18 protein-coding genes are annotated in these 22,859 nt (G+C 59.7%); 10 read left to right on the top strand and 8 right to left on the bottom strand.

The window, feature by feature from the left end:
- Nucleotides 1-162: 162 nt before the first annotated feature.
- Nucleotides 163-1,653, top strand: a complete 1,491-nt coding sequence (locus E5X34_RS15815) for a calcium-binding protein (RefSeq protein WP_292566353.1) — start codon at nucleotides 163-165, stop codon at nucleotides 1,651-1,653.
- 177 nt (nucleotides 1,654-1,830) lie between these two features.
- Here the strand turns inward: E5X34_RS15815 and E5X34_RS15820 are convergent, their stop codons facing one another.
- The gene (locus tag E5X34_RS15820; protein ID WP_292566356.1) at nucleotides 1,831-2,355 is read right to left on the bottom strand and encodes a helix-turn-helix transcriptional regulator; all 525 of its coding nucleotides are present in this window, start codon (nucleotides 2,353-2,355) and stop codon (nucleotides 1,831-1,833) included.
- Nucleotides 2,356-2,732: 377 nt separating this feature from the next.
- Between E5X34_RS15820 and E5X34_RS15825 the strand changes: the two genes are divergently transcribed.
- Nucleotides 2,733-4,409 carry a sensor histidine kinase gene (locus E5X34_RS15825; RefSeq protein WP_292566358.1) on the top strand — a complete coding sequence of 559 codons (1,677 nt, stop codon included), beginning with the start codon at nucleotides 2,733-2,735 and terminating at the stop codon, nucleotides 4,407-4,409.
- Nucleotide 4,410: 1 nt separating this feature from the next.
- Here the strand turns inward: E5X34_RS15825 and E5X34_RS15830 are convergent, their stop codons facing one another.
- Together E5X34_RS15830 and E5X34_RS15835 are read right to left on the bottom strand one after the other, a co-directional pair.
- Entirely contained in the window at nucleotides 4,411-5,067 is a 657-nt protein-coding gene (locus tag E5X34_RS15830) for a response regulator transcription factor (RefSeq protein WP_292566361.1), read from the bottom strand.
- A 546-nt stretch (nucleotides 5,068-5,613) separates the two neighbouring features.
- The gene (locus E5X34_RS15835) at nucleotides 5,614-6,399 is read right to left on the bottom strand and encodes a class I SAM-dependent methyltransferase (RefSeq protein ID WP_292566364.1); all 786 of its coding nucleotides are present in this window, start codon (nucleotides 6,397-6,399) and stop codon (nucleotides 5,614-5,616) included.
- Nucleotides 6,400-6,691: 292 nt separating this feature from the next.
- Between E5X34_RS15835 and E5X34_RS15840 the strand changes: the two genes are divergently transcribed.
- From E5X34_RS15840 to E5X34_RS15870, 7 genes are all read left to right on the top strand, one after another.
- Nucleotides 6,692-7,459, top strand: coding sequence for an AAA family ATPase (locus E5X34_RS15840; protein ID WP_292566367.1), 768 nt, complete (start codon nucleotides 6,692-6,694; stop codon nucleotides 7,457-7,459).
- 161 nt (nucleotides 7,460-7,620) lie between these two features.
- Nucleotides 7,621-8,337 carry a sugar phosphate nucleotidyltransferase gene (locus tag E5X34_RS15845; RefSeq protein WP_126060832.1) on the top strand — a complete coding sequence of 239 codons (717 nt, stop codon included), beginning with the start codon at nucleotides 7,621-7,623 and terminating at the stop codon, nucleotides 8,335-8,337.
- Nucleotides 8,338-8,374: 37 nt separating this feature from the next.
- Nucleotides 8,375-9,511: a DegT/DnrJ/EryC1/StrS aminotransferase family protein gene (locus E5X34_RS15850; RefSeq protein WP_292566370.1), complete on the top strand. Its 1,137-nt coding sequence runs from the start codon at nucleotides 8,375-8,377 to the stop codon at nucleotides 9,509-9,511.
- Complete coding sequence (locus E5X34_RS15855; protein ID WP_292566373.1) at nucleotides 9,508-10,182, top strand: sugar transferase; 675 nt, start codon at nucleotides 9,508-9,510, stop codon at nucleotides 10,180-10,182. Before E5X34_RS15850 ends, E5X34_RS15855 begins: the two co-directional genes overlap by 4 nt.
- Before the next feature lie 48 nt (nucleotides 10,183-10,230).
- Entirely contained in the window at nucleotides 10,231-11,235 is a 1,005-nt protein-coding gene (locus E5X34_RS15860; protein ID WP_292566376.1) for an SDR family NAD(P)-dependent oxidoreductase, read from the top strand.
- Nucleotides 11,236-11,504: 269 nt separating this feature from the next.
- Nucleotides 11,505-12,767, top strand: a complete 1,263-nt coding sequence (locus E5X34_RS15865; protein ID WP_292566378.1) for a polysaccharide biosynthesis/export family protein — start codon at nucleotides 11,505-11,507, stop codon at nucleotides 12,765-12,767.
- A gap of 48 nt (nucleotides 12,768-12,815) precedes the next feature.
- Nucleotides 12,816-13,508 (top strand): class I SAM-dependent methyltransferase, encoded by a 693-nt coding sequence (locus tag E5X34_RS15870; RefSeq protein ID WP_292566381.1) that lies wholly within the window; start codon nucleotides 12,816-12,818, stop codon nucleotides 13,506-13,508.
- 120 nt (nucleotides 13,509-13,628) lie between these two features.
- On the opposite strand, the gene E5X34_RS15875 is transcribed toward E5X34_RS15870, so the two are convergent.
- From E5X34_RS15875 to E5X34_RS15895, 5 genes are read right to left on the bottom strand one after another with little or no spacing between them, the layout of a single operon-like run.
- Nucleotides 13,629-13,904, bottom strand: a complete 276-nt coding sequence (locus E5X34_RS15875) for an acyl carrier protein (RefSeq protein ID WP_126060838.1) — start codon at nucleotides 13,902-13,904, stop codon at nucleotides 13,629-13,631.
- 47 nt (nucleotides 13,905-13,951) lie between these two features.
- The gene (locus E5X34_RS15880; RefSeq protein ID WP_292566384.1) at nucleotides 13,952-15,505 is read right to left on the bottom strand and encodes an AMP-binding protein; all 1,554 of its coding nucleotides are present in this window, start codon (nucleotides 15,503-15,505) and stop codon (nucleotides 13,952-13,954) included.
- Entirely contained in the window at nucleotides 15,502-17,523 is a 2,022-nt protein-coding gene (gene asnB / locus E5X34_RS15885; protein WP_292566387.1) for an asparagine synthase (glutamine-hydrolyzing), read from the bottom strand. The genes E5X34_RS15880 and asnB overlap by 4 nt, the downstream gene beginning before the upstream one ends.
- Nucleotides 17,524-17,527: 4 nt before the next feature.
- Nucleotides 17,528-18,511, bottom strand: a complete 984-nt coding sequence (gene nadE, locus E5X34_RS15890) for an NAD(+) synthase (protein ID WP_292566390.1) — start codon at nucleotides 18,509-18,511, stop codon at nucleotides 17,528-17,530.
- Between the two features lie 5 nt (nucleotides 18,512-18,516).
- A complete protein-coding gene (locus E5X34_RS15895; protein ID WP_292566394.1) occupies nucleotides 18,517-21,150 on the bottom strand; it encodes an AMP-binding protein in 2,634 nt (877 codons plus the stop codon).
- Nucleotides 21,151-21,386: 236 nt separating this feature from the next.
- Here E5X34_RS15895 and E5X34_RS15900 point away from each other — a divergent pair, with 236 nt between their 5' ends.
- Complete coding sequence (locus E5X34_RS15900; protein WP_292566397.1) at nucleotides 21,387-22,406, top strand: NAD-dependent epimerase; 1,020 nt, start codon at nucleotides 21,387-21,389, stop codon at nucleotides 22,404-22,406.
- Nucleotides 22,407-22,859 lie beyond the last annotated feature (453 nt).

The following is a 22,859-nucleotide window of genomic DNA, read 5'->3' on the forward strand; positions in this document are numbered from 1 at the left end:
AGCGCTTCAACGCTTGGTGCTCCGCCGTCTGCGATACGTGCGCGCCACCCTGCCGGGCGATCAAGAAATCTCTCACCAGCCGACCGTTTTTGATTTGGCGCTAATTTAGACCTCCAATAGGTAGGGTGTAGGGGCTTTGTCGAACAGCTGAAGGAAATGCGCATGGCCACTCTCCACTACACGTCTGGCGGATCGGGCGCCGACATTGCGACAGCGGGATTCAACTTGGCCGACGTATCATCTGTCGACCAGCTCAATGCCCTACCTGCCGGTATGAAGGGACTGGTCTGGCTGGGCGAGACGAACGGGACCACCGCATCCTTTATCCAGAAGGTCACGCCTTTCATCGGCAACCCGAAGGTGTTCGGCTTCTTCCTAGTTGATGAGCCGGACCCCACCGGCAAATGGGGCACTTATGCCAGTGCTGAAAATCTAAAGGCGGAATCGGACTGGATCCACTCCCATCTGCCCGGCACCAAAACCTATATAACGATGATGAGTTTGGGCACCTCTGCGAACCCCGACTTTTCGAACACATACAACCCCGCCAACACGCATATCGATTATTTCGGGGTGGATGCCTATCCGGTGCGCACCGGCGGCGTGATCGACTACAACATGATCGACCGCTATGTCGCTGCCGCCAAGGCGGCGGGCATCCCGGTGAGCCAGATGATCCCAGGCTACCAGGCATTTGGCGGCGGCAACTACAATACCGACACAGGTGGAAAATACGTCGTTCCCACTGCCGCGCAGGAACAGACCATCATAGACCATTTTGCCAAGCTGGTTCCATCACCTGCCTTCGATTACGCATATGCTTGGGGCTCTCAACAGGGCGACACCGCGCTTGGTCAATCACCGGCGCTTAAGGCGTTTTTCCTTCAGCACAACAAAAGCGTGGACAATCTGGACCACTCCGGCGATGCGCCTGCGCCCACCACAACGCCTCCGGTTATTTCCACGCCGTCGACCAGCGCTCCATCCACCGTCACGTCGCCCAGTCATCACGTGTTCAATGGCACCGGGAGTGCGGATGTAATTCATGGCACCACCGGCGCAGACACCATGATTGGCTACGGATACAACGACACCTATTACGTCAACAACGCTGGCGACAAGGTGGTTGAGCTCGCCGGTAGTGGCCGCGATACCGTGCTTGCATCAGTGACCTATGCACTCTCGACTGGATCGGCGATCGAGCGTCTCGCAACAACCAATCCATCCGGAACGGCCGCAATCGACCTGACGGGGAATGAGTTCTCCCAGACCGTAACTGGCAACGCAGGCAACAATGTCATCAACGGCCGCGGCGGGCACGACATCTTGCGGGGAGGGGGTGGGAACGACGTTTTCGTCTTCGATTCGGTGCTCAAGACCGGTGATGTCGCCAAGGTCGCCGATTTCAGTGTGATCCACGACAAGATCCAGCTCGACCACAACGTTTTCACGGGTCTCCATGTGGGCCCTCTAGCAGCAGGACAGTTTCACGTGGGCGCGAGTGCACATGACAGCACCGATCACATTATTTACAACAGCTCGACCGGAGCCCTTTATTTCGACAGCGATGGGATCGGCGGTGCACATCAAATTCAGTTTGCCGCCCTTTCGCATCATTTGCCCTTGACAGCATCGTCGTTCACCGTGGCGTGAGCACGGAAATCTTTTATGCTCTGTTCACGATGTGAATGCCGTGCAGATCCGCAAAAAGAAGCTACCTCAATGAGGCTCGACTTTGCGTCGATCCAAGCCTCATTGAGATCATGTCTGGGCGGTGATCCCTGAACTGGCGGCGAACTGCGAAAACCAGCGCTGCCGGACCGTTGGACACTACGGCAGCACAGATATGCGCCCTAAAAGGGCAACCAATTCCGCCTGACGCCTCGTTTCTGTTTTGGCGAACAGCGACGCGAGTTGGGTGCGGATAGTGGTTCGGCTCAGCCTGCTGCGCTCGGCAATTGTCAAGGGTGCATCGCCGCTCGCCAAACGCAATGCCAAATGCGTCTCGGCACCGGTCAATCCAAACATCTTTCGTAGGGTCTCTGGATTGGGGCCAGTCCTCGGCTGGCGATCGAGGAGCGCCACCAGGATCGACCCATCAGGAGTGACGGCGCCTTCCTCGCTCACGATGATCGGCCGATCGCCAGGGTTGCGAATGACGATCCAGGAAAGCGATCCGGCAGCAAAATGAGCCGGCACGCCAGCTATCAGGCTCCTCAGGGCTGCCGTCAGATCGCTGCGCGGATCAAGGGACTCGTCGCAGGCCCGCAGGATGGTTTCGGCGGCCGCGTTCCACTCAAGTACTCTTCTTGCCTCACTCAGCACAAGCCACCCGCACCCCATGCGTTCAAGCATGCCGGTCGCCGAATCGAGCGACGGCCGCGCGCATGTGCTGCCCGTTATTGACCTTGCCGTGGTGCGAGGGACGCGTCGAGCGGGGTTGGTCGCTGCTCTGCCCCCGAAGCGGACCGGCGCCACCCCAGGCGCCGCGATCGATCCCATGCCGCTTTGCCCGCTATTCAGACCCATGGATAGTTCCTCCTCGTCGTTATTCCCTATCTCGCCCAAGGGCGATATAGCCGGCTTAATAAAGCCTCGATTTCGTTCGATGGGAAAGCTGGCAAGCGAACTACGTGCACGCTCTCCGGTCTAACCTCGACGGATTAGGCCAAAAGGTGTAGCTAGGTCCGCAGGAGGTTGCCGAGGAGGTCCAAATTCTGTCGCCGACACGCTTGGCGTCGACGGCTGTTGTGGTCGCTACGCTGCTCTTTGAGTTTGGCATTTCTCACGCGGGTGGCACAGACCTGGCCTTCCTCGAATTTGTGCCCGCCATCGTTGTCATCGCGTTCCTTGAAGATCGAAGGATCGCAGCCGCAGCAACTTTGTTGCTGGCCGCCGCCGGGCTTGGCGCAAGACTGATCATCAAGCATCAGCCTCTTGCCGATGAGTTGGCACGCGCCATCCTGCTCGTGCTTTCCGGTGGAATGATTGCGATGCTTTTCGATCGATCCCGTCAGGGCTTGCGGGCCGCGATGGACGTCAAGCTCGCTGCTGTCGAAGCTGCGGAGTCGCGTTACCGCCGGGCCTTCGAGCGAGCCGCGCTGGGCTTTGCAACCGCCAGTGACCGCGGAGAACTGCTGGGGGTGAACAAACGCCTCGGTGTTCTTCTCGGCTACGGCCAAAATGATCTTGTCGGGAAGCGCTTGGATGAGCTTGTCCATCAGGACGATCGTGCGCTGCTGGAGAATTCGCTCAACGCCTTGAGGTCCCAAGCGCCCTGGTTCGGTTCGGAAATTCGCCTGACCCGAAGCGACGGCAGCACGCTCTGGGCCTCGGTAACGCTTTCTCTTTCCGCCTCGGACGCGATCCCGGCAGACAGCCTTTTTGTGGTAGTGGACGACATAACCGAACGCAGAGCGGCCGAGGAGGCGCTTAGAGCCCAAAACGAATGGCTCGACCTCGCGTTGTCGGCCGGTCGACTGGGCACTTGGCGAATAGAGTACGACAAAAGCGTCATCGCAGGCTCGCGTCAGTTCTGGGACATTCTTGGCTTGTCCCCGGCCGCGTCCCGCCCGCTGTCCGATCTGTCATCCATCGTCCACCCAGCGGACTGGGGCAAGCTGGCATCGCCTCCAGGAAAGGTGCGGCCGGGAGCCAATTACGACGTCGAGATTCGTATACAGCGCGGGGACGGCCAGGTCCGTTGGGTCGCCTTGCGGGGCCGCGAAGAAGACCAAGGCGGCCGTGACCAGCGTATCGGGATCGCCGCAGACCTGACAGAGCGCCGCCAAACCACGCTGCTGCGAGCCGCGGTAAGACGCCAAGAAAAGTTGATGCAGGAGCAGCGCCACCGGTTCAGCAATCTGTTTCCCGTCATCACGGCGATAGTGAAGATGCTGGGCGCGCCTGACGGCGACGTCGACAAATTCAAGGCAACGCTGATTGACCGAATTCGGGCGCTCGAGGCGACGCATATGCTGCTGACGAACAGCGCCGGTGGATCGACGATTCGTGATCTGGTCGGTCAGGAACTAGGGCCATTCTTGCAAGGCGGCAAAGCGACAATCACGGGGGCCGACATCAAGATTTCAGGCGGCGCAGCGGAGAGTTTTGCCATGATCATTCACGAACTCACCACCAATTCGATCAAACATGGGGTGCTGGGCGACCCTGCGGGCGCGGTTGAGGTGCGCTGGGATTTCAACTCAGCCGAGACTGGCGCCGACATTGTTTTTGAATGGATAGAGACGGGCCGCCGGCGCGCGGCTCCGATCACGCGCCAAGGCTTCGGATCAATGGTCCTGGGGGTTGATGGAACGCCCCTGGTCGGACATTCCTCGCAGTTCCAGGTTCGGGAGGACGGGTTCCGATATTCGCTTCGAATGTCGTCCAAGGAAGTTCAAGCCTAGCTTACACCGAGCCGAGCCATGTCTTTATCAGAACTGCCGCTTCCGTTCGGTTTCGAACCCCCAATTCCCGCATGATTGCCGCAACATGTATCTTCGTCGTAGCCTCGGCGATATCGAGATCTCGCGCTATTTCCTTGTTGGAGTACCCCTCCGCCATCAGCCGCAGCACATCCTTTTGCCGAGGTGTGAGCCTTTCAAGAGAGCCACCGCCGGCGTTGCTGCCGCCATAGCGGACATCGATGGGTTGCTGGTGACTGCCTGGTCGCGATAGGAGCGCCGGTACATAAATACGACCCGAAAGGATTTCCTTCACAGCCAGCACGACTTCCTCATCACTTTGCGACTTCACGATATAGCCGTGCAGGCCGACATTGAGGGCGGTCAGAATCTCCGAGCGCGAATCGTTGCCGGAAACTATCGCAAACCGAGTGTTCGGGTAGGCCACCAGGACATCCCCCAGCACGTCCTGGGTGAAAAGACCCGGCATGTTCAGATCGAGCATCGCGAGGTTGACGCACTCCTGCTCGGCCAGAAGGCTAACAACCGCGTCAAAACACGTAGCTTCCAGTATCTCCGCGTCTTCGATGCCAGCGCTCAGCGCCAACCTTAAGCCACGTCTGTAAAGCCCGTGATCATCGGCAATGACAATCTTGTACATATTACCCCAACGCACACACACTTCCGCACATCGGGGCTTCAATGCCAATCGATCGCAGCGATATCGGGCGCGATACTGCTGCCACCGAACTGCTACCCACGGTTGGTCTATCCCCAACGATGCGCAAACGCAGGTTTGATTATGCACCTCTAATGCATTCGTCGGCAAGAACAAAAGCTACCTTGTGTTAACCATGCCGCAGAGGAGGCCGTAATGCCGAGCCCGGTCATGCCGGGGTGGGGCCAGGCGCTTGCCTCCGGTCCGTGTTTTTCTGTCATTCTGCAGGTGCCGGTTGCAGCCGCTCGAGCTCAAAGACCCGCGCCTATTCCAGTCGTCCTGGTGGCCACCATCCGGCCGCCAACGAAAAAGGACATCAGACCGGCCACGCTTCCTTTTGAACGACACGGGGCCGAGCGGAAGTGCGGCACTTCTGTGAAGCACTCGACTATCTGTAGCGCGCCAATGAAAGCGGCTGCCCCCCAAAGGCGCAGGTCCTGCGAGGGATCAGGCTAGGAAGCGAAAGAAGGCCGGCGTGCGAGGAGTACATCAAACCGGACATTGCGATGGCTTGGGCTTTGCGGCCACGACGATGAAGCTTTCTGCAAGTCGCGCAGGAATCTGAAGCGCCCTGCTCATTGTCTCTGCGGGCTCCACCAACGCTTCGCAAAGGCTCGGGGCAAACCGGCCAGGCCGAGGAAGGAAGCCGTACGGAATGACTTTCTCGACGATAAAACCCGCATCAGCCAGAAGCTGTTCCATGCGATCAAGTCTTAGCGTGTTGTATTTGGTGCGTCCGACAACCGTGTTGAGAAGCCTTGAGGCCACCCCGGCCGGCGAGGTTGCGTTGAGGTGAATATTGCAGACAAGCTGGCCACCTTCAACCAGATGCTCTCGAAGCGCACGCAGCGCCTGGCGTCTTAGATCGTCGTCTGCGTTCAAAAAGAACCGAAAAGCCGAAGCGACGTTGAATCGTTGGTTTAGCGGCTCATTGGTAATGTCGATGAGGCAAAGGCGCACATTGCTGCAGGGCGTCGCGCCTGCAAGCATAGGTTCTGACACATCGACCCCAACGACCTTTCCAAAATATCTCGCGGCCACATTTGTGATTCGGCCAGTACCACAGGCAAAGTCGAGGCAATGACGATCTGGCCCCCCTGCAGAGCGAAATATCTCCTCAACGATGGGTCTCTCAATTTTTTCCCAAAGCGCACCGTAATAGCCAGATTGAAACGTAGTGGCGTATCTGGCGCCGCAGCCTTGGGCAGCATGGCTTAGGCGGTAGTCATGTGAGAGCGCGTGGCCAGGAGGAGAGGGGGCTGAGGCGGATTGCATGTGCATGCGGCTCCTGCGCTCGACTGTTTGCCAGGCGGCTTCTGTCTAACCCGTCTTTGAAGGGCCCGCATCGTCTGAACGTACGACGGCATCAGCAGGTGGGTTCATGCCCTTCATGACCGCCCGCCGACTCTTCGGCCGACTGTGCAAGTCCGGCACGAAGGGACCCAGTTCGATGACTTCAAAGGTCTCGCGAGGAACCGCAATCATCCAAACGAATGTTGGCGTGGTCCGGATTCTACCTAAGGCTCCGCGAAAAGCTGACCGGATTGTCAGGGGCGCGCACACGGACATGATCATCGAACTATTCGGGCCGCCTGGCGCGGGCAAGACGACACTTCTACGCCGCGTCTGTCATGGCATGGCTGAGCGAGGCGTTAGCGTAAAGACCGTGAACGGCTATCGGCTCATTGAACAAGCGTCGGCATCGCAAGACGTCCCCGAAACGCGCCACGGGATAGGCAGGATCGGCCGGAAGATCGCGACTTGCGGTCCCATCCTGCTGTCCACCTTGCCGAACGACAGTGTCGCGGCGCGTCTCCTGGCGTCCCTCCCTCTTCGAAGCCGCACCTGGTCATGGCGAATGAAGGTCGACATCGCTCTGCTGTGCGAGTCCTGGCATAAAGCGCAAGAATCCGAGGGCTGCTTTATTTTCGAGGAAGGCCTCATTCAGGCGCTGTGCGCGATGCTGGTTTTCGCGCGCAATCCCAGCGTTGACGCAATACGCGAGACCCTGGCGTTCCTGCCGAGGCCGGATATCCTGGTTCAATTGGATGCGTCGCAAGAAACTCTGCGCCGCCGCCTTATGGATCGATATGCGCGGCAACCATTTCTCGAGGTGTTGCTGTTCGAACTTGGGGTGGAAAGGGGACTGAGGCAGGCTGACTTGGCAAGGCAGGTCGGCGAGTGCTTGAACCGGGAGGGCTGGCCCCTGATACAAGTAAACGGCGACGACCCTCACAATTTCGAGAAGGTCATCGCAAAGGTGACCGCAGGACACGTCAAGGAGATCGCCCTGACACGACCTGACGATGTTCGGCCTCGATTTGCCGGCGCATGATCCGTATTGGCAACGAACAGATCGCCATTCGAACGCACGACGACAGCCCGCTGTCAGAGGACTAATTTTCTCGCAGGAGGTCGGGGACCAGGTCCGTAGAGGTTGGTCATCGACAAAACTCTGGTCACTGGCCGTGTCGGTCATTTGTGCGGGAGGATCGTATGAAAGCGGTTATTCAATGCGGCGGAATGGGCACCAGGCTTCGGCCGTTCACCTCGGTGCTGCCGAAACCTCTCATGCCGATCGGCGCCCGGCCAGTGCTCGAATTGCTGCTTAAATGGCTACGGCGCAACGGCATCGAGAATGTCTATGTCACGACCGGCTATCTTGGACATCTGATCCGCAGCGTGTGCGGCGACGGCTCGCAATGGAATATCAAGATCCGCTACACGCAGGAGATGGAGCCGTTGGGGACGATCGGGCCGCTGTCCCTGATTAGGGACGAGTTGGATGAGCCGTTTCTTGTTCTCAACGGCGACGTGCTTACCGACTTGAGCCTCAGCCGCTTCGTGGCAGCGCATAAGGCACACAACGACCTCGTAACCATCGCGACTGCCTCGCGCATCACCAAGATGGATTTCGGAGTTATTGACGAAGTCAATGATACCGTCCAGGTCTTTCGCGAGAAACCGTCACTCTCACACTTGGTGAGTATGGGGATATACTGCATGGATCCGGGCGTCATGCAGTTTATCCCGTCAGGAATACCTTTTGGATTCGACGATCTAATGCTGCAGATGCTCCAGAGCGGCAAGCCCGTCCATGTCTTTAAGCACGACGGTCTTTGGCTAGACATCGGTCGCGTCGAGGACTTCCAGAAGGCGCAGGCTACTTCTTGGGAGGAGCAGTCGGCGTCAATTGAGGTCGCGGCAGCATGAAGCTGTCTAGAACCAGGCGAGTTCAGCGGAGGTTGTGATGCTCCTGGTCAGTGAGCCCGTATTGGGCGTGCCGGAAAAGGCTGCCTTATCGAAAGTGATCGACAGCGGCTGGCTGACAATGGGCGAGCGGGTCCGGGCGTTTGAAGAGGCATTCGCGGCGATGCATGGCGCCGATGATTGCGTTGCCGTCAACTCGTGCACTGCAGCCCTTCACCTCATCCTGCACGCACTTGGCATTGGACCCGGCGACGAGGTGCTGGTTCCTTCGTTGACTTTCGTGGCGACGGTGAACGCCGTGCTCTATGTCGGCGCCACCCCGGTTTTTGTGGACATAGAGTCGGATGACGTTCCTCTCATGTCAGTCGCCGACGCAGAGGCCCGATGTACGCCTCGCACGAGAGCCGTGATTCTGGTCCACTTCGCAGGCTATCTGGCCCACAAGGAAGACTGGCAGGCATTCGCAAGCGTGCGCGGCCTCTGCATCGTGGAGGATGCAGCGCACGCACCCGGCCTCAAGGAAGTTGGCACTTTCGGCGCCGGGGCGGCCTTCAGCTTCTACGGCAACAAGAACATGACCACCGCTGAAGGCGGCGCGGTCATCTCAAGGGATCCGGATCTACTCGACGCCATCCGCCAAGCCCGCGGCCACGGCATGACCACGGGGACCCATCAGAGACTGAACAGTCGCACCCCACAATACGACGTCACGATGTTGGGCTTCAACTACCGCATGGACGAGATGCGGGCCGCGCTGGGCCTGGTTCAGTTGCGCAATCTGCAGGAGTGGAACGACGTCAGGCGCATTCTTGTTGCGCTCTACCGCCGTCTCATCGCCACGCGGTGCCCGGACATTTCTATACCGTTCAGCGAGCCCCGCACGTCAGCATACCACATCATGCCAATTCTCTTGCCAGCCTACGTCAACCGGCAAGATGTGATCGACGGGCTGCGCGCGCAAGGCATACAGACCACGATCCACTACTCCCCCGTGCACCAAATGACGCTCTACCGCGAACGTTGCCCAGGCGTCCACTTGCCGTGCACGGAAGACTTTGCCGAACGCGAGCTCACCATCCCTCTGCATCCCCAGATCACATCACCAGTCGTGGAAGCCGTGGTGGATGCGTTGGCCTCGACAGTCGCCAGGAGCACGCGTGAAGGGGCCGCTGCATGAACGCGATGGACCTGCCCATTCATCGCCTCACCACGAGATCGGTACACCACGGGCTTGCCCGGCGCGCCATGGATGTCATCGCGGCAATTTCGTGCCTCGTCGTGTTCTCGCCGCTGATGCTGCTTGTTGCGGTGGCTCTGCTGCTGGAAGGTGGGCGGCCGGTGATCTTTGTTCAGACCCGCATAGGCGTGGGCGGCCAGCTCTTTCGAATGTACAAGTTTAGAAAATTCTATCCGCGGTGCGATGCAGCGGGCCTCGCATTGACCCTTGCCAATGACCAGCGCATGACAAGGGTCGGCAGGTTTCTCGCTTCCAGCAAGATGGATGAACTGCCGCAGCTGTGGAATGTACTGAAGGGCGAAATGGCCCTGGTCGGCCCTCGTCCGGAGAGCTTGTCGTTCGCCGACTGCTTCAGGGACGGCTACGAAGCCGTGCTGCAATACAAGCCGGGCTTGTTCGGTCCCGCCCAGATCAAGTTCCGCCACGAGGCGCTCTTCTATCCCCGAGATGTCGAGCCAACAACCTTCTACAAAGAAGTGCTGTTTCCGGCCAAAGCCAGGATTGATCTTTCCTACTATGCGCGCCGGACACTTGTGTCGGATGCAGCAATGATCGTTCGAGGAGTTTTCATTGTCCTTGGGATGACTGCGAGGCGTCCAAGCGATACGTAGTCACGATTTTGGCCTTTCGAATCAAGGTGCTGCAGGGATTGTTCGATTATGAACTACAAAGGCAAAAGAGTTCTGGTGACCGGAGCGGATGGATTCATCGGATCGCACCTGACTGAGGCTCTGGTCCGCGGCGGAGCCGATGTAACTGCCTTGGCTCTTTACAATTCCTTCGACAGCCATGGATGGCTCGATGATCTCCCGGACGAGATCCGCAACCACCTCAAGCTGGTTCGCGGCGATGTTCGCGACAGCGCGTTCTTGAATCGGATCGTCCGCGGCCAGTCCGTCGTGTTCCATCTCGCCGCGTTGATCGCTATCCCGTATTCCTATGCGGCCGCCCAATCCTATGTTGAGACCAACATCATGGGCACCGTGAATGTCCTGGAAGCGGCACGCCAGTGGGATACCGAGCGTGTGGTGCATACATCCACCAGTGAGGTTTACGGCACCGCATTGACGATGCCGATCAGTGAATCCCATCCGCTGCAGGGGCAGTCGCCATATTCAGCTTCGAAGATCGGAGCCGATATGATGGCCGAGTCGTACGCGCGCTCCTTCGACGTACCGGTCGTGATGCTTCGTCCATTCAATGCCTTCGGCCCTCGGCAAAGCGAGCGTGCGATCGTTCCCACCCTCATCAGGCAAGCGATCGATGCGAACTGCCCGGCCATCATGGTGGGCGACACAAGTCCGATCCGTGACCTGACCTTTGTCGAAGACACTGCCGCGGCGTTTCTTAGCGCCGGTTCGGCTGACCTCGAATTCGGCCATCCCTACAACGCCGGAAGCCAGCGTGCCGTGACCATTTCGGACGTGCTCGATCTGGTGTTGGAACTGAGCGGCTCCAACAAGCCTGTGCGCCGCGACGAGAGCCGGCTGCGCCCGCAAAATTCCGAGGTTCGCGCGCTGCTGGCGGATTCGTCCCGGCTTGAGCGCGCGACCGGGTGGAGGGCGCACACGGACCTGCGCGAGGGCCTGAAACGAACCATTGCGTGGTGGCGGGCGCGTCTCAACCGTGGGCTGGTGCGCCATGAAATGGGCTACATGACGTGAAGCTGACCACTCTTCCTGTCGCACTGCCTCGTTGCCTGCAGCGCCCTCGGCCCGTGGGCTGCGTGCAGTCGCCGAAGGTACGCGCTTATTCCTTTGCGTCGCCCAAGCCGGCCATCGCGCCGACGAGTTCCATTAATCTCGTACAGCACGCAAAAGGCTGTACTGCATCATTGGCGCCAAATGCATGCGGCATGTCCGGCGACACGCAACGCGATAAGTCGCATGCTTCGATTCAAGCGAATGTCGAATTCCGAAGGAGGTCGCTTCAAATGGCCAGCCATAGCCGGTTCTCCGTTGCGGTTCTCGCGGTTTTGGGCACGGCGTCGTTGGCCGTGGCGGCCGACACGTCGTCCCTCTATCGGATTTCGCCCGGCGACACGGTCGAGATCGGAATTGCTTCCATTGCCGACCGGACCCAACGCGCGGTCGTCCAGGTGGACGGCACGATCGTGCTGCCTGAAGTCGGCGCGGTTTCCGTCGGCGGCCTGACGCGGCCAGAATTGCAAAGCCGAATGCAAACGATCCTGCCGACCAAGATCTTTCACGTCCGCGCGCCGGACGGTCGCGAACAGATGGCGGTCGTAAGGCCGAGCGACGTGACAGCGACAATCGCCGAGTATCGTCCCATCTATGTTACGGGCGACGTGCTCACCCCCGGACAGCAGGCCTATCGTCCGCTGATGACGGTGCGACAGGCAATCGCGGTCGCCGGCGGGTTCAGCCTATTGCGGGCGCGCACCAACCAGGCAGGCCCGGACCCAATCGATCTGCGACGTGATTACGAGATGATCTGGGGCGAATACACTAGGGAATATTTTCACAGCGCCCGCCTGCGCGCCGAACTGGATAAGCAGGAAAACTTCGACACCCAGCCGCCACAGGGATCGCCCCTTGCCCCGGCGCTCGCAGCAGGATTAGCGAAGGCTGAAGCGGAAGCGTTGAAGCTCTCCTTGAACAATTTCAAACAAGAACAGAGCTTTATCGAAAAGGGCGCGAACGATGCTGCAGCCCAGATCGAAACGCTGACGAAGCGCGCACAGGATGAAGCGGCCGGAGTGAAGGCCGATGAAGACGATTTGCAGCAGGTCACCAAGGCGTTCAAGGCTGGCAACCTCACTAACAACAGACTTGCCGATGTCCGTCGCGCTGTCCTGCTTTCGTCAACCCGTGCGCTGGAAACCTCGGTGGAACTGATGCGAACCCAGCGCCAGCAGGAAGATTTTGTCAGGCAAATCGAACGCAACGAGAACCAAAGGCGCATCGGTCTGTTAAACGAGTTGCGAGATACGGAGGTTCGCCTCGCCGATATCGGCACCCGACTGCGCGCCGCAAGCCAGAAACTCCAGCCCTTGGGTGCGACCGCCGCACCTTTGTCGATCGCCGGCGAAACCGTTCGAGCTCAAATGACGATCGTCCGAAACGTCGATGGACAATGGCGCAAGCAAGCATCGGACGAGGACACCGCGGTAGCGCCGGGAGACACCATCGAGGTCCGGTTCAACAACGAGATGGAAAGCGCGGCAGCGCAATAGCGCTACGTGGCCCAGGCGACCGCTCGGCTTCTAGGATGGAGGCAGGTCTTGAGCGAGGATATCGACGTCGCCCACGCCTACAGCAAAGGCAGCACCATCTTCATGGGCGTGGAGATGCTGGTTTCCTCAGGCGCCCTTGTCCCGAGGCCGGAGACGGAGCTGCTTGGCTCGACCGCGGTCGACATTTTGCGCCAAATGAAGCTGCCGGCGCCGCGTGTCGTCGATATGTGCTGCGGCGCCGGAAATCTGGCCTGTGGCATCGGCCATCATGTTGCCACGGCGCAGGTCTGGGCCAGCGATCTTACCGATAGTTGTGTCGAGGTGGCGCGCCGCAACGTCTCCCATCACGGATTGGCCAACCGCGTGTCGGTCATGCAGGGCGATCTTTTCGAACCCTTGTCCGCCCTGGTGTCTCCAGGTTCGATCGATGTTGTCGTCTGCAATCCGCCCTACATCTCTGACAAACGGCTAGAGGGCGACCGTTCACATCTGATCACTCTCGAGCCGCGTGAAGCCTTCGCGGCCGGACCCTACGGCATCGCCATCCACATGCGCGTGGTCAAAGATGCGCATCGGTATCTGCGACCTGGTGGCGCGCTTCTGTTCGAGGTAGGACTGGGCCAGGAACGTCAGGTCGCAGGTCTGTTCGAGCGCAGCAGGAGCTATGATGGCGTTCGCACCGTCAGCAACCGTGCCGGCGAGGCGCGTGTCGTGCTTGGATACGCGAAACCGCGGATTTAGAACCGGTGATTCCAGGAAGTTCAGAGGCGGCTTTGTCGTCTTGATCTGGGCAGGCTGCCTGGGTCCGGCTCCTCACCGAAGCGCCGAACGCCAAGCTTGCCTGACGCAACATTCACCGGCTCATGCTCTCTTGCGGGCGATGAACTGCGCTATTCCCTGTATTGAATCGAGGTTCTCCGGCAGTAGCTCGCTGTCTTCGACCATGATGCCAAAGGTCTCTTCAATGAAGCCGATGACCTCGAGCACGCCGGTGGAATCGACAATGCCCTGGTCGAGCAGCGACTGCGTGGCGCTGAGTGATTTTACGTCGGCGATGTAAAAGTTCGACGCCAGAAAATCGCGGATTTGTCTGGTGTAAATCTCGCCCTCGAACTTCGTTGCCGAAATCGCATCCATAATCCGCTCTCCGGTTAAAACTAAATACGGTGTGCACCTCGACGCGGCTACAAAAGCGCAACCTTCTTGAGTTTTCCTGTCTCCGTCCTTGGCAGGCTGGATACAATGACGATGGATTTTGGGACCATGAAGTTCTCGAGCCGCTTCTGGCATTCCATCTGGAGCTGCCGCTCACCTGCACGCTCGCCCTGCTCCAGCACTACGAAGGCTTTGACAGCTTGGCCCAGAAGTTCATCGGGGACGCCGACCACGGCAGCCTCCTTGACGCCTGGAATGTTCACCAGCGCGTTTTCGACTTCCTTTGGGGAAACCTTTTCTCCCCGGGATTTTATGATCTCATCGCCACGGCCGACGAAGTAAAGATAGCCCTCGGCGTCCATGCGGCAGTAGTCGCCGGTGTAAAGCACTAGCTCGCCCGGCAAGGGACCCGGCTTCAGCCGCGTGGCGGTCTCTTCCGGCTTGCCCCAATAACCTTTCATCACCGTCGCGCCGCGGATGACGAGCTGGCCGACGTTGCCGGGCTCCACCCGTCGGTCCTTGTCGTCGACGATCCACATCTCGGTGTTCGGGATAGCTATTCCGACGCTCAGCGGCTTTCGCGCGAGATCCTCGGGCGGCAGATAAGTGCAGCGCTTGCACTCGGTGAGCCCGTACATTGAATAGATCCTGGCGCCCGAAAACAGCTCCCTGAGCATGGCGATATGCTTGAGCGGCAGTGCGGCGGCCGTGTTGGTGACATAGCGGATGCTCGAAAAGTCGTGGTTCTTCAGCGACTTCAGTTCCGCCAGCGACGCGAAGATGGTGGGCACGCCGGGAAAGCCGGTGATCTTCTCGTCTTTGACGATCTGAAGGATCCGCGCCGGAAAGGCGAAGGAGCGCTCGAGAACCAGCCGGGCGCCGGCGCGGAAGGCCATAAGCATCTGATAGAGACCGTAGTCAAAGGCGAGAGGCAGGACGTTGAGAATGACTTCGTCCTCGCGAAGCTCAAGATATGACGCGATCGAAGTGCATGCGGCGGTCATGTTGCGGTGCGTCAGCATCACGCCTTTGGGCTCGCCGGTGGATCCGGACGTGTAGACGATGGCGGCGAGATCGATGTCAATCGATTTGCGTTCCGGACCAGCCGACGTTCTTTCGGCGGCCTTTTCCCAGCGTACGGCGCTGGGCAACCGGCTGAGCTCGTCCTCCTGGATCGGCCCTGACACGATCACCTGGCGCAACGATCGACACGTGTGCGCAGGTCCACTGAATACCGAGCGCAGATGCTGGTCGGTGATCAGCGCCGCCGGGCGGCAGTCATTGAGCAGATAATCAAGCTTGGCGCTTTTGGTGAGCGGGTTGACGATGCACACGACTGCGTTCGCTTTCAGCACCGCCCAGAAACTGATGACCGTCTCCGCTGTGTTGTCGGCGAAGATCATCACGCGGTCGCCGCGTTGCACGCCAGCGGTCGCCAGATAGCATGCGATTCCATTCGAACGCTCATCGATTTCGGCATAGGTGAGGCGTTGCCTGTTGCAGACCAACGCCACCTTGTCGGCAAGGCGGCCGGCCGACCGGACGAGATAGTCTTGCAAGAGCGGTACAGCATCGTGGATCACGCTGGCACCCTTTGCCTGTTCTCATAGTCGACATCGACGCTTAGGTCCGGCACCACTGCGCCATCGGGCCGGACCGCTACAAATTGCTGATGGAGAAGCTGCGTCGACAGCACTCCCACCAGAGCCATGTTGTCGGTATTCGACATATCGCCGCCGCCGGTTTTGGCCTGGCACTTCCTGACCAGACTGGTCACCGAATTGGGGTCGAAGACGCCAGCTGCACGCAGTGCCGTCTCGGACAATGCATCGCCGATGTAAGCCGGCGCGCCGCTGGCGAAGAAACTTAGCGCATTCGGAGCCCGATAGGGCTGCTTCTTTCGGGCGACGACTTCCAGCGGCAGGAGGGGCGCCGCCATGCGCTTCAGCACATGTTTTTCATCAAGGCCGTGCAGCTTGTAAGCGTCCGGGAGTTTGTTTGCCAGGGCAGCGACGTTATCGTCCAGGAAGGGGAAGCGGCCCTCGACGGAGTGAGCCATCAACATCCTGTCGCCCTGCGCGGAAAGCAGGTAGCTCGACATCAAGGTTTGGATCTCCAGGTGCTGATCCTGAGCGAGGGTATTCCAGCGGCGAAATTCTGGCGGCAGCATCGAGAGCAGTTCGGTCACGGCGTCGCAGCGCTCCACGGCGGCGGATATATCCGGGCAGAACAATCGCTTGATTGCACTCGTCGTGCGCCAGCGCGTGTCGTGCGCGAAGCCAGGCGCTTGGTGAGCAGCAATGTTGCGCCCGAAGAATTGCCGCGCCAGCGCCTGCTCATGGACGGGAGACCGCGAGAGATAAGGATAAAGCCGCTGAAGCAGGAGCGCGCGCCTCGTCGACGTCGGCTGGCGTCCCCAGAAGCGGCGAATCTTGCCTTCGCGAAAAAGGTCGTAGCCGGCGAACATCTCGTCGGCGCCTTCCCCGGTCAGCACCACCTTGATCCCGCGTTCGCGGACCAGTCTCGAAAGCAGGAAGAGCGGCGCCGGAGCGGTTCGGAGGATTGGCCGCTCCGCGTGGCGGACCACTTCCGGAAAGACATCTGCGATGTCGCCCCGCGAGACGACGATTTCGTGGTGCTCGCTTGCCGTCCGCGCGGCAACCAGACGCTGGAAATCGGTCTCGTCATATTCGGCGTCGGCGAAACGCAGCGAGAAGGTGTGGAAACGCTCACCGGCGAAGCGCCTTCCGAGCTTCGCGACAAGGGAGCTGTCGAGCCCACCAGACAGATAGCAGCCGACCGGAACATCGGCCTGCGTCATTCGCGAGGCCGTCGCGGCTTCCAGAGCCGCCTGCACCACCTCGACGGCTTCATTCAAGGAGCCTCTGAACCGATCCTCGTCCTGGTCGCCAATTTTCGGAAAGCGCGGTTGCCAGAATGCCTGTTCGTGCGCCACGCCCTTGTCGTAGACGCGGACATGCCCAGGACGAACTTCGCGGATGCCTTCGAATACGGTCTGCGGAGCGACAGCCGCCCACAGGGTGAAGGTCTGGTTAAGGCCCGCCGGGTCAAGGCTGCGCGGTATGGAGGCCCCTGACGCGAAAATCGCCTTTATTTCGCTTGCAAAGAAAAGGTGGCCGCCGTGCTCGCAAAAATGCAGCGGGCAGATGCCATAGCGATCGCGTGACAGCACCAGGCGCCCAGAAACCGCGTTCCAGATCGCCAAAGCCCATTGGCCATTCAATCGTTCGAACGCGGACTGTCCCCACTCTTGATAGGCATGCAGGACGACTTCGGTATCGGAGCGGGTGCGAAACCGATGGCCAAGAGCGATCAACCGGTCCCGCAACTCGAGGTAATTGAAGATCTCGCCGTTGAACACTATCCAAGTCAGGCCTTCTGCATCGGCAAGCGGCTGCTGGCCGTGCTGGAGATCGACAACGGATAAACGGGCATGCGCCAGGCCGGCACGTCTGTCACGGTACAGCCCCCGCTCGTCTGGACCGCGATGGGAAACCGCGGCAGCCATGCGTAGCAAGGCCTCCCGGGAAGGCGGCTTCGCCGTGGCGTTCAGCGCCAATATTCCCGCGATCCCGCACATCGGCTCAGTCCACGTCCATCGGAACGGATGGCAAAGGGCGAGAGTGCAGATAACGCGCTCCCCGGCGCTTGGCCTCGATGTCCTTGAAGACCTTTTCGACCTGGCTGCCGGTGAGGCCCGCCGCCGCCGCTACCTCGTCGGCTCCTATCCCATGGTTCATGCCGTAAAGGCACAGATCGGTGAGATGGTAAGGCAGAGCAAAGTAGAATTCCTCCTGGCTTTGCGCCAGGGAGAACGTGTCGGTGGTCGGGGGCCTGCGGCGGATTTCCTCGTCCACCCCGAGATATTCAGCCAACTGGTAGACCTGTGTCTTGTAAAGGTGCACGATCGGCATGACGTCGGCGATGCCGTCCCCCTGCTTGACGAAAAAACCCTGGTCGTATTCGAGCCGGTTGGGTGTACCCGCAACAGCGTAACCGAGACGGTCCGCATGGTAGTACTCGGTCATCTTGCGGATGCGCTGCTTGTAGTTGGTCGCGGCAACAATCTGCAGGTAGGCTGCCGGAGGCAGCCGGACCGTTTTGGTCCTCCCATTTGGATCTTGAACCGTAAGACGGGTGATGTTGAGGCCCTGGCTTTCCAGAATGGAGGTCAGCACCAGCTTGCATTTCCAACCTTCGTCATAGTCAGGAACGACGGAGCGGATCGCCTCGCTCTGCCGGCGGTATGCGCCTATGGCATCGAGCGCCGGGGCAATGTCCTCGACCAGAGTGGCGATGCCGAGCTGGGCCGCGATGACACGTCCCAGCCTCAGCGAGTCCCCCGAGGAGTCTCGCTCCGGCATCAGTATGCCAAACACCTTTTCCTTGCCGAAGGCGCGTACACACAAGGATGCGACGACGGAACTGTCGATGCCACCCGACAGCCCGACCACCACGCCGCGCCGCCGAAGCGTGACCAGAACCTGTTCGCGCGTCGATGAAATGATGCGGTCCGCTTCTGTCGCGGCATCCAAGTCCAATGCTTGCCTTGTGAATTTCGAAATCATGCTTGCTAGCCCCCCAGTCGAAGCCTTTCGATCCCCGTATAGGTCTCTAGAACGGCCTTCTCGATCAGCGGTCGGTTGGTTGCAACATGTGGCTCGACGACCAGATCGATGTGGCTGCCGACGACTGGAACAACCTGAAGCTGGCAGAACACCCGATCCCATCCGATGGCGAGGGACATGCCCGGGCGGGCGCAGCGAAACAGCGTGCCATGGATTGGAAGTGCTGGCTTAGGTTCCTTCAGCCAGCGGAAGAACGCCTGAGCCCGCAGCACCTCCTGCAGCTCAAGCTTGATGCGGAAGCAAGCCCCGTTGAACTGGCCGTCGGTGTAACGGTCGATAGCGTCGGCAAGACGGCTTTCATGACCCATTCTGACCGTGATCTTCGCGAGTGCGCGGCAGGCAACGCGATAAAACGAGATACGGTTGGAGCGTAGTCTGCGCAACGTGCGTGCGACCGTATCCCAAATGCGGCTGCGCTCACCCTCGAGGCTGGTATCCAGGATCCCCACGAACTTCACGGGCCTGCCGGCCTCGAGCAGGCGGGCGGCGACTTCCATTGCAACCGCCCCTCCCAGCGAGTGGCCAAGTAGCCGGACATTCCCCGACGGCTGGACACGGTTGATCTGTTGGACCGCAGCATCCGTCATGCTTGCCAGGTCGCGTTGACCCTTGAGGATCATCGCGAGACCGGGGTAGCGAACCGGTACGACCTTTGCGGTCGCCCGCATCGCCGATGCGAAGGCGGCAAGGCTTGGACCGTAACCGACAGATCCAGGAAACAGAAAAAGCAGCGGCGGATCATGCTCCGGGGCGGCTTTACCGAAAGAGGCTGCCTGCGCCGCGACGACCGCCCTGACCATCTCATCCGCGGTCATCGAAACGGTGAAGCCCTCAAGGCCCAGTTCCTGGCCGATGAGCGTCTCGATCTCCATGACGCAATGCAGCAGTTTCAGTGAGTCCCCTCCGGCTTCGTCCCATCGCCCTGCTGCTACGTGTGTGTTGAGAACCTTGCGCCACGCCTTTTCCACCAGCTGGCGTGTTTTGAAGTCATTTCCAGGACCTGGCGGATCGGCAATGGTCGTCGGCTTCCTTGCCAGATGGTCCATTTTCGCAAGTTTCGCCAGGTCAACCTTTCCGCCGCTAAGGCGGGGAATCTGATCCACGCGGTGAAGTCGCAGCGGCCGCAAGGGCGAAGGCAACGCATCTGAAATCAGCCTGCGAAGATCGTCTGTGAAACCTGGGCCGGCAGCATCACTCGGGATTGCGAACGCGATAAGCTCGTTTGTCTCCGTCACTACCGCCACTGCTTCCTGAACGAATGAGGCCGATCGCATTACCCTCTCGAGTTCGGCTGGCTCGATGCGGCGGCCGTTGATCTTTATCTGGCGACCCTTTCGGCCAATGATCCTCAACAGGCCATCACCACCCAATCGTACAAGATCGCCGGTGGCAAAAATCCGTTGGTTGGGGTCAACGGGGTCGGGCTCAGCGGGAAGGACGGCGCCATTTTCCCAGTGCCCGAGAAGCACATAAGGGCTTTTTATCACCAGCTCGCCTGTCTCGCCGGCGAGTGCGGCACGTCCCTGCTCGTTCACTATCGCAAAGGCTATGCCCGGCAACAGACGCCCAACCGGCACGTCCGCCTCGGCGTCTGCCGGTTGCGGGGGCAAGAACCACTGTGATCCGGTGGTCTCTGTCGACGAATAGCCAATCTGGACAAGACAACCTGGCGAAACTGCTTTGCGCAGAAGCGCAATATCGCTCCAGAGGACTCTCTCGCCGCCGACCCGCACGACCCGCAGCGAACTGAACGTTTCGACGGGAGAACTGGACAGGAGCGCGCGAAGCAAAGCCGGCACCAGGTAGGTGACTGTGGTGCCCTGGTCCTTGATCCTGGCGCAAACGCCGCGCAGGCCAATCGCTTCCAGATCGACGAGCTGCAAGGTGGCGCCTGTCAGGACGGCCGCAAGAATTTCGCGACAGCCGGCAATCGTGGCCGGGCCTGTCAGGGGAAGAAAGACATCGTCCGAGTTGATGTGACATGCATCGACATATTGTTGCACACGCCAAAGCAGGGCGCGCTGGCTGTTGACTATGCCCTTGGGACGCCCCGTGCTGCCCGACGTATAAAGGATGATCGCCGGCTGATCGACGCGGGGCGAGGGAAGCGGCGCGGCCAAAAGGTCACCGTCCGCGTCGGCGCCCACATCAATCCATTCGACGTCCGCCGGCAGGTCGCCGGGCCTGCGGCCCAGTCCCAGCATCGCGCAAAGCCTGGCCGCTGACACAATCTCCAGGATCCGGGCGTCAGGGTCCTTTGCGTTCAGCGGCACTGAAATCCGCCCGGCGGCAATCGTTGCGAGCATGGCAACGACGTTCCAGACGGAACTTGGCTGGCAGATACCGACCGGGCTGCCTTGCGCCGCAGACCTTGCAACGCGCCGCGACAGCTTTTCAACCGCCGCGCCGAGCGCCGAATATGACAGTTGCTCCGAGCCATCATGGATCGCGACCTTGTCGGGGTATCGCCTTACGACGGTCTCAAGATGATGAGCGATCCCGATTTCCGCAAATTCCCCTGGCAAAGGCGAATATGGGCGCAGGATCGGTCCGCCGTCGTCCAGTGCGTAGGCAGCCACGTCAGTCCACCTGGAGTCCTCAAGGGCAAGAGGTGCCTCATCAAGGTCGTGATCCGCCACAGTTGCCTTCAAGTACGCCGGGAGCATGGCTTGCCTGAGCTAAGAGTGATGTTCCGGTTATCGATCTGCGTGGCGAAACTTTCATCGATCATTCTGATGATGCGTCTCGTGTTCAACAGACGTGAAATGCGAAACGCTCGTGAGGTTGGTCCGACTTGTAAGCTTTTGGGATATGCATGACCGTCAGCAGGCCCGTTCTGATCACTGGAGCAGCCGGATTTATCGGCTTTCATCTCTGCCGGAGGCTGCTTTGCGACGGTTGGAAAGTCGTCGGGCTCGATTCCTTGAACGAGTATTACGACGTCAACCTGAAGCGCGCCCGGCTCGATAGGCTGCTAGAATTTCCGCATTTTGAGTTTGAGCACGCCGATCTCGCGGACTGGACCCGTATTTCGGCGCTGTTCGGCTCAGTCGATCCCGAGATCGTCGTCAATCTCGCGGCACAGGCCGGAGTGCGCTACTCGCTCGTAAATCCGCACGCGTATGGGGAAAGCAATCTCAAAGGGTTTCTCAATGTCCTCGAGGGATGCCGCCACGCTTCTGTTCGTCATCTGGTCTACGCATCGTCGAGCTCGATCTACGGTGGCAGCACACGTATGCCCTTCTCGGAAAAAGATTCCGCCGACCATCCACTGAGTCTGTACGCCGCCAGCAAGAAAGCCAACGAACTGATGGCGCATTCTTACAGCCATCTTCTCAGGCTCCCGACGACGGGACTGCGGTTCTTCACCGTATATGGACCATGGGGCCGGCCGGATATGGCCCTGTTCATCTTCACGAAGGCCATACTTGCCGGCGCGCCGATCGACGTCTTCAATCATGGCAACATGCAACGTGATTTCACTTATATCGATGATATCGTCGAGGGTGTGGTCCGCGTGATGCAACAGCCCGCGAGAGCCAATGCAGAATGGAGTAGCGCGGCACCTGATCCGGCAAGCAGCAACGCACCCTTCAGAATACACAATATCGGCGGAAACTCCCCAGTTGAGCTTAACCGATTGATCGAAGTTCTGGAGGGTGCGCTTGGCAAAAAGGCCAACCGCAACCACATGCCCCCCCAGCCCGGCGACGTTTTTGCTACCTCCGCGGACGTCACCTCACTAGAGAAGTCAACTGGCTTCAGGCCCACGATCCCCGTCGAGATTGGAGTTCCGCGTTTCGTTCAATGGTATCGGGAATTCTATCAGGCGTAGGAGCAGCCTTGCGCCATGCGCAGCGGTCTCAACATAGATCCTTGGGCGGGCCGAATACTGAAGCCAAAGCTTCGGTTGGCATGAGCATCTGAATATCACACGAAGTGCGCATCCAAGTAGTCGGTGTCCGCGGCCTGGGCAACCAGGCGGCGTTCGGGTACCAGCTGTGGGATGCAGTGTTCGATGGTCTTGCCTATATCCAGCGGGAGATTTCGCTCCGAAGTTGCTTCTAAGATTAGGAATACAATCGGCGATGGTGCCCTGCTGGGCGGCCCGACAGTTACGACGTTGGGGTGCGTTCGGCGAACCGTCGGGCCTAACCGACCCTGGGCAAGGTCGGCTAGATTGAAACTATCAATACCTGGGAATGTAATCGCCGTGCAAACAGACGATGGTCGCGCCAAGCGACCTCGGCTCCGCCGGTGTTGACTGGACCTGTCAACGGTCAGCTGG

It is taken from the genome of Mesorhizobium sp. (assembly GCF_004963255.1).
Classification (GTDB): domain Bacteria; phylum Pseudomonadota; class Alphaproteobacteria; order Rhizobiales; family Rhizobiaceae; genus Mesorhizobium.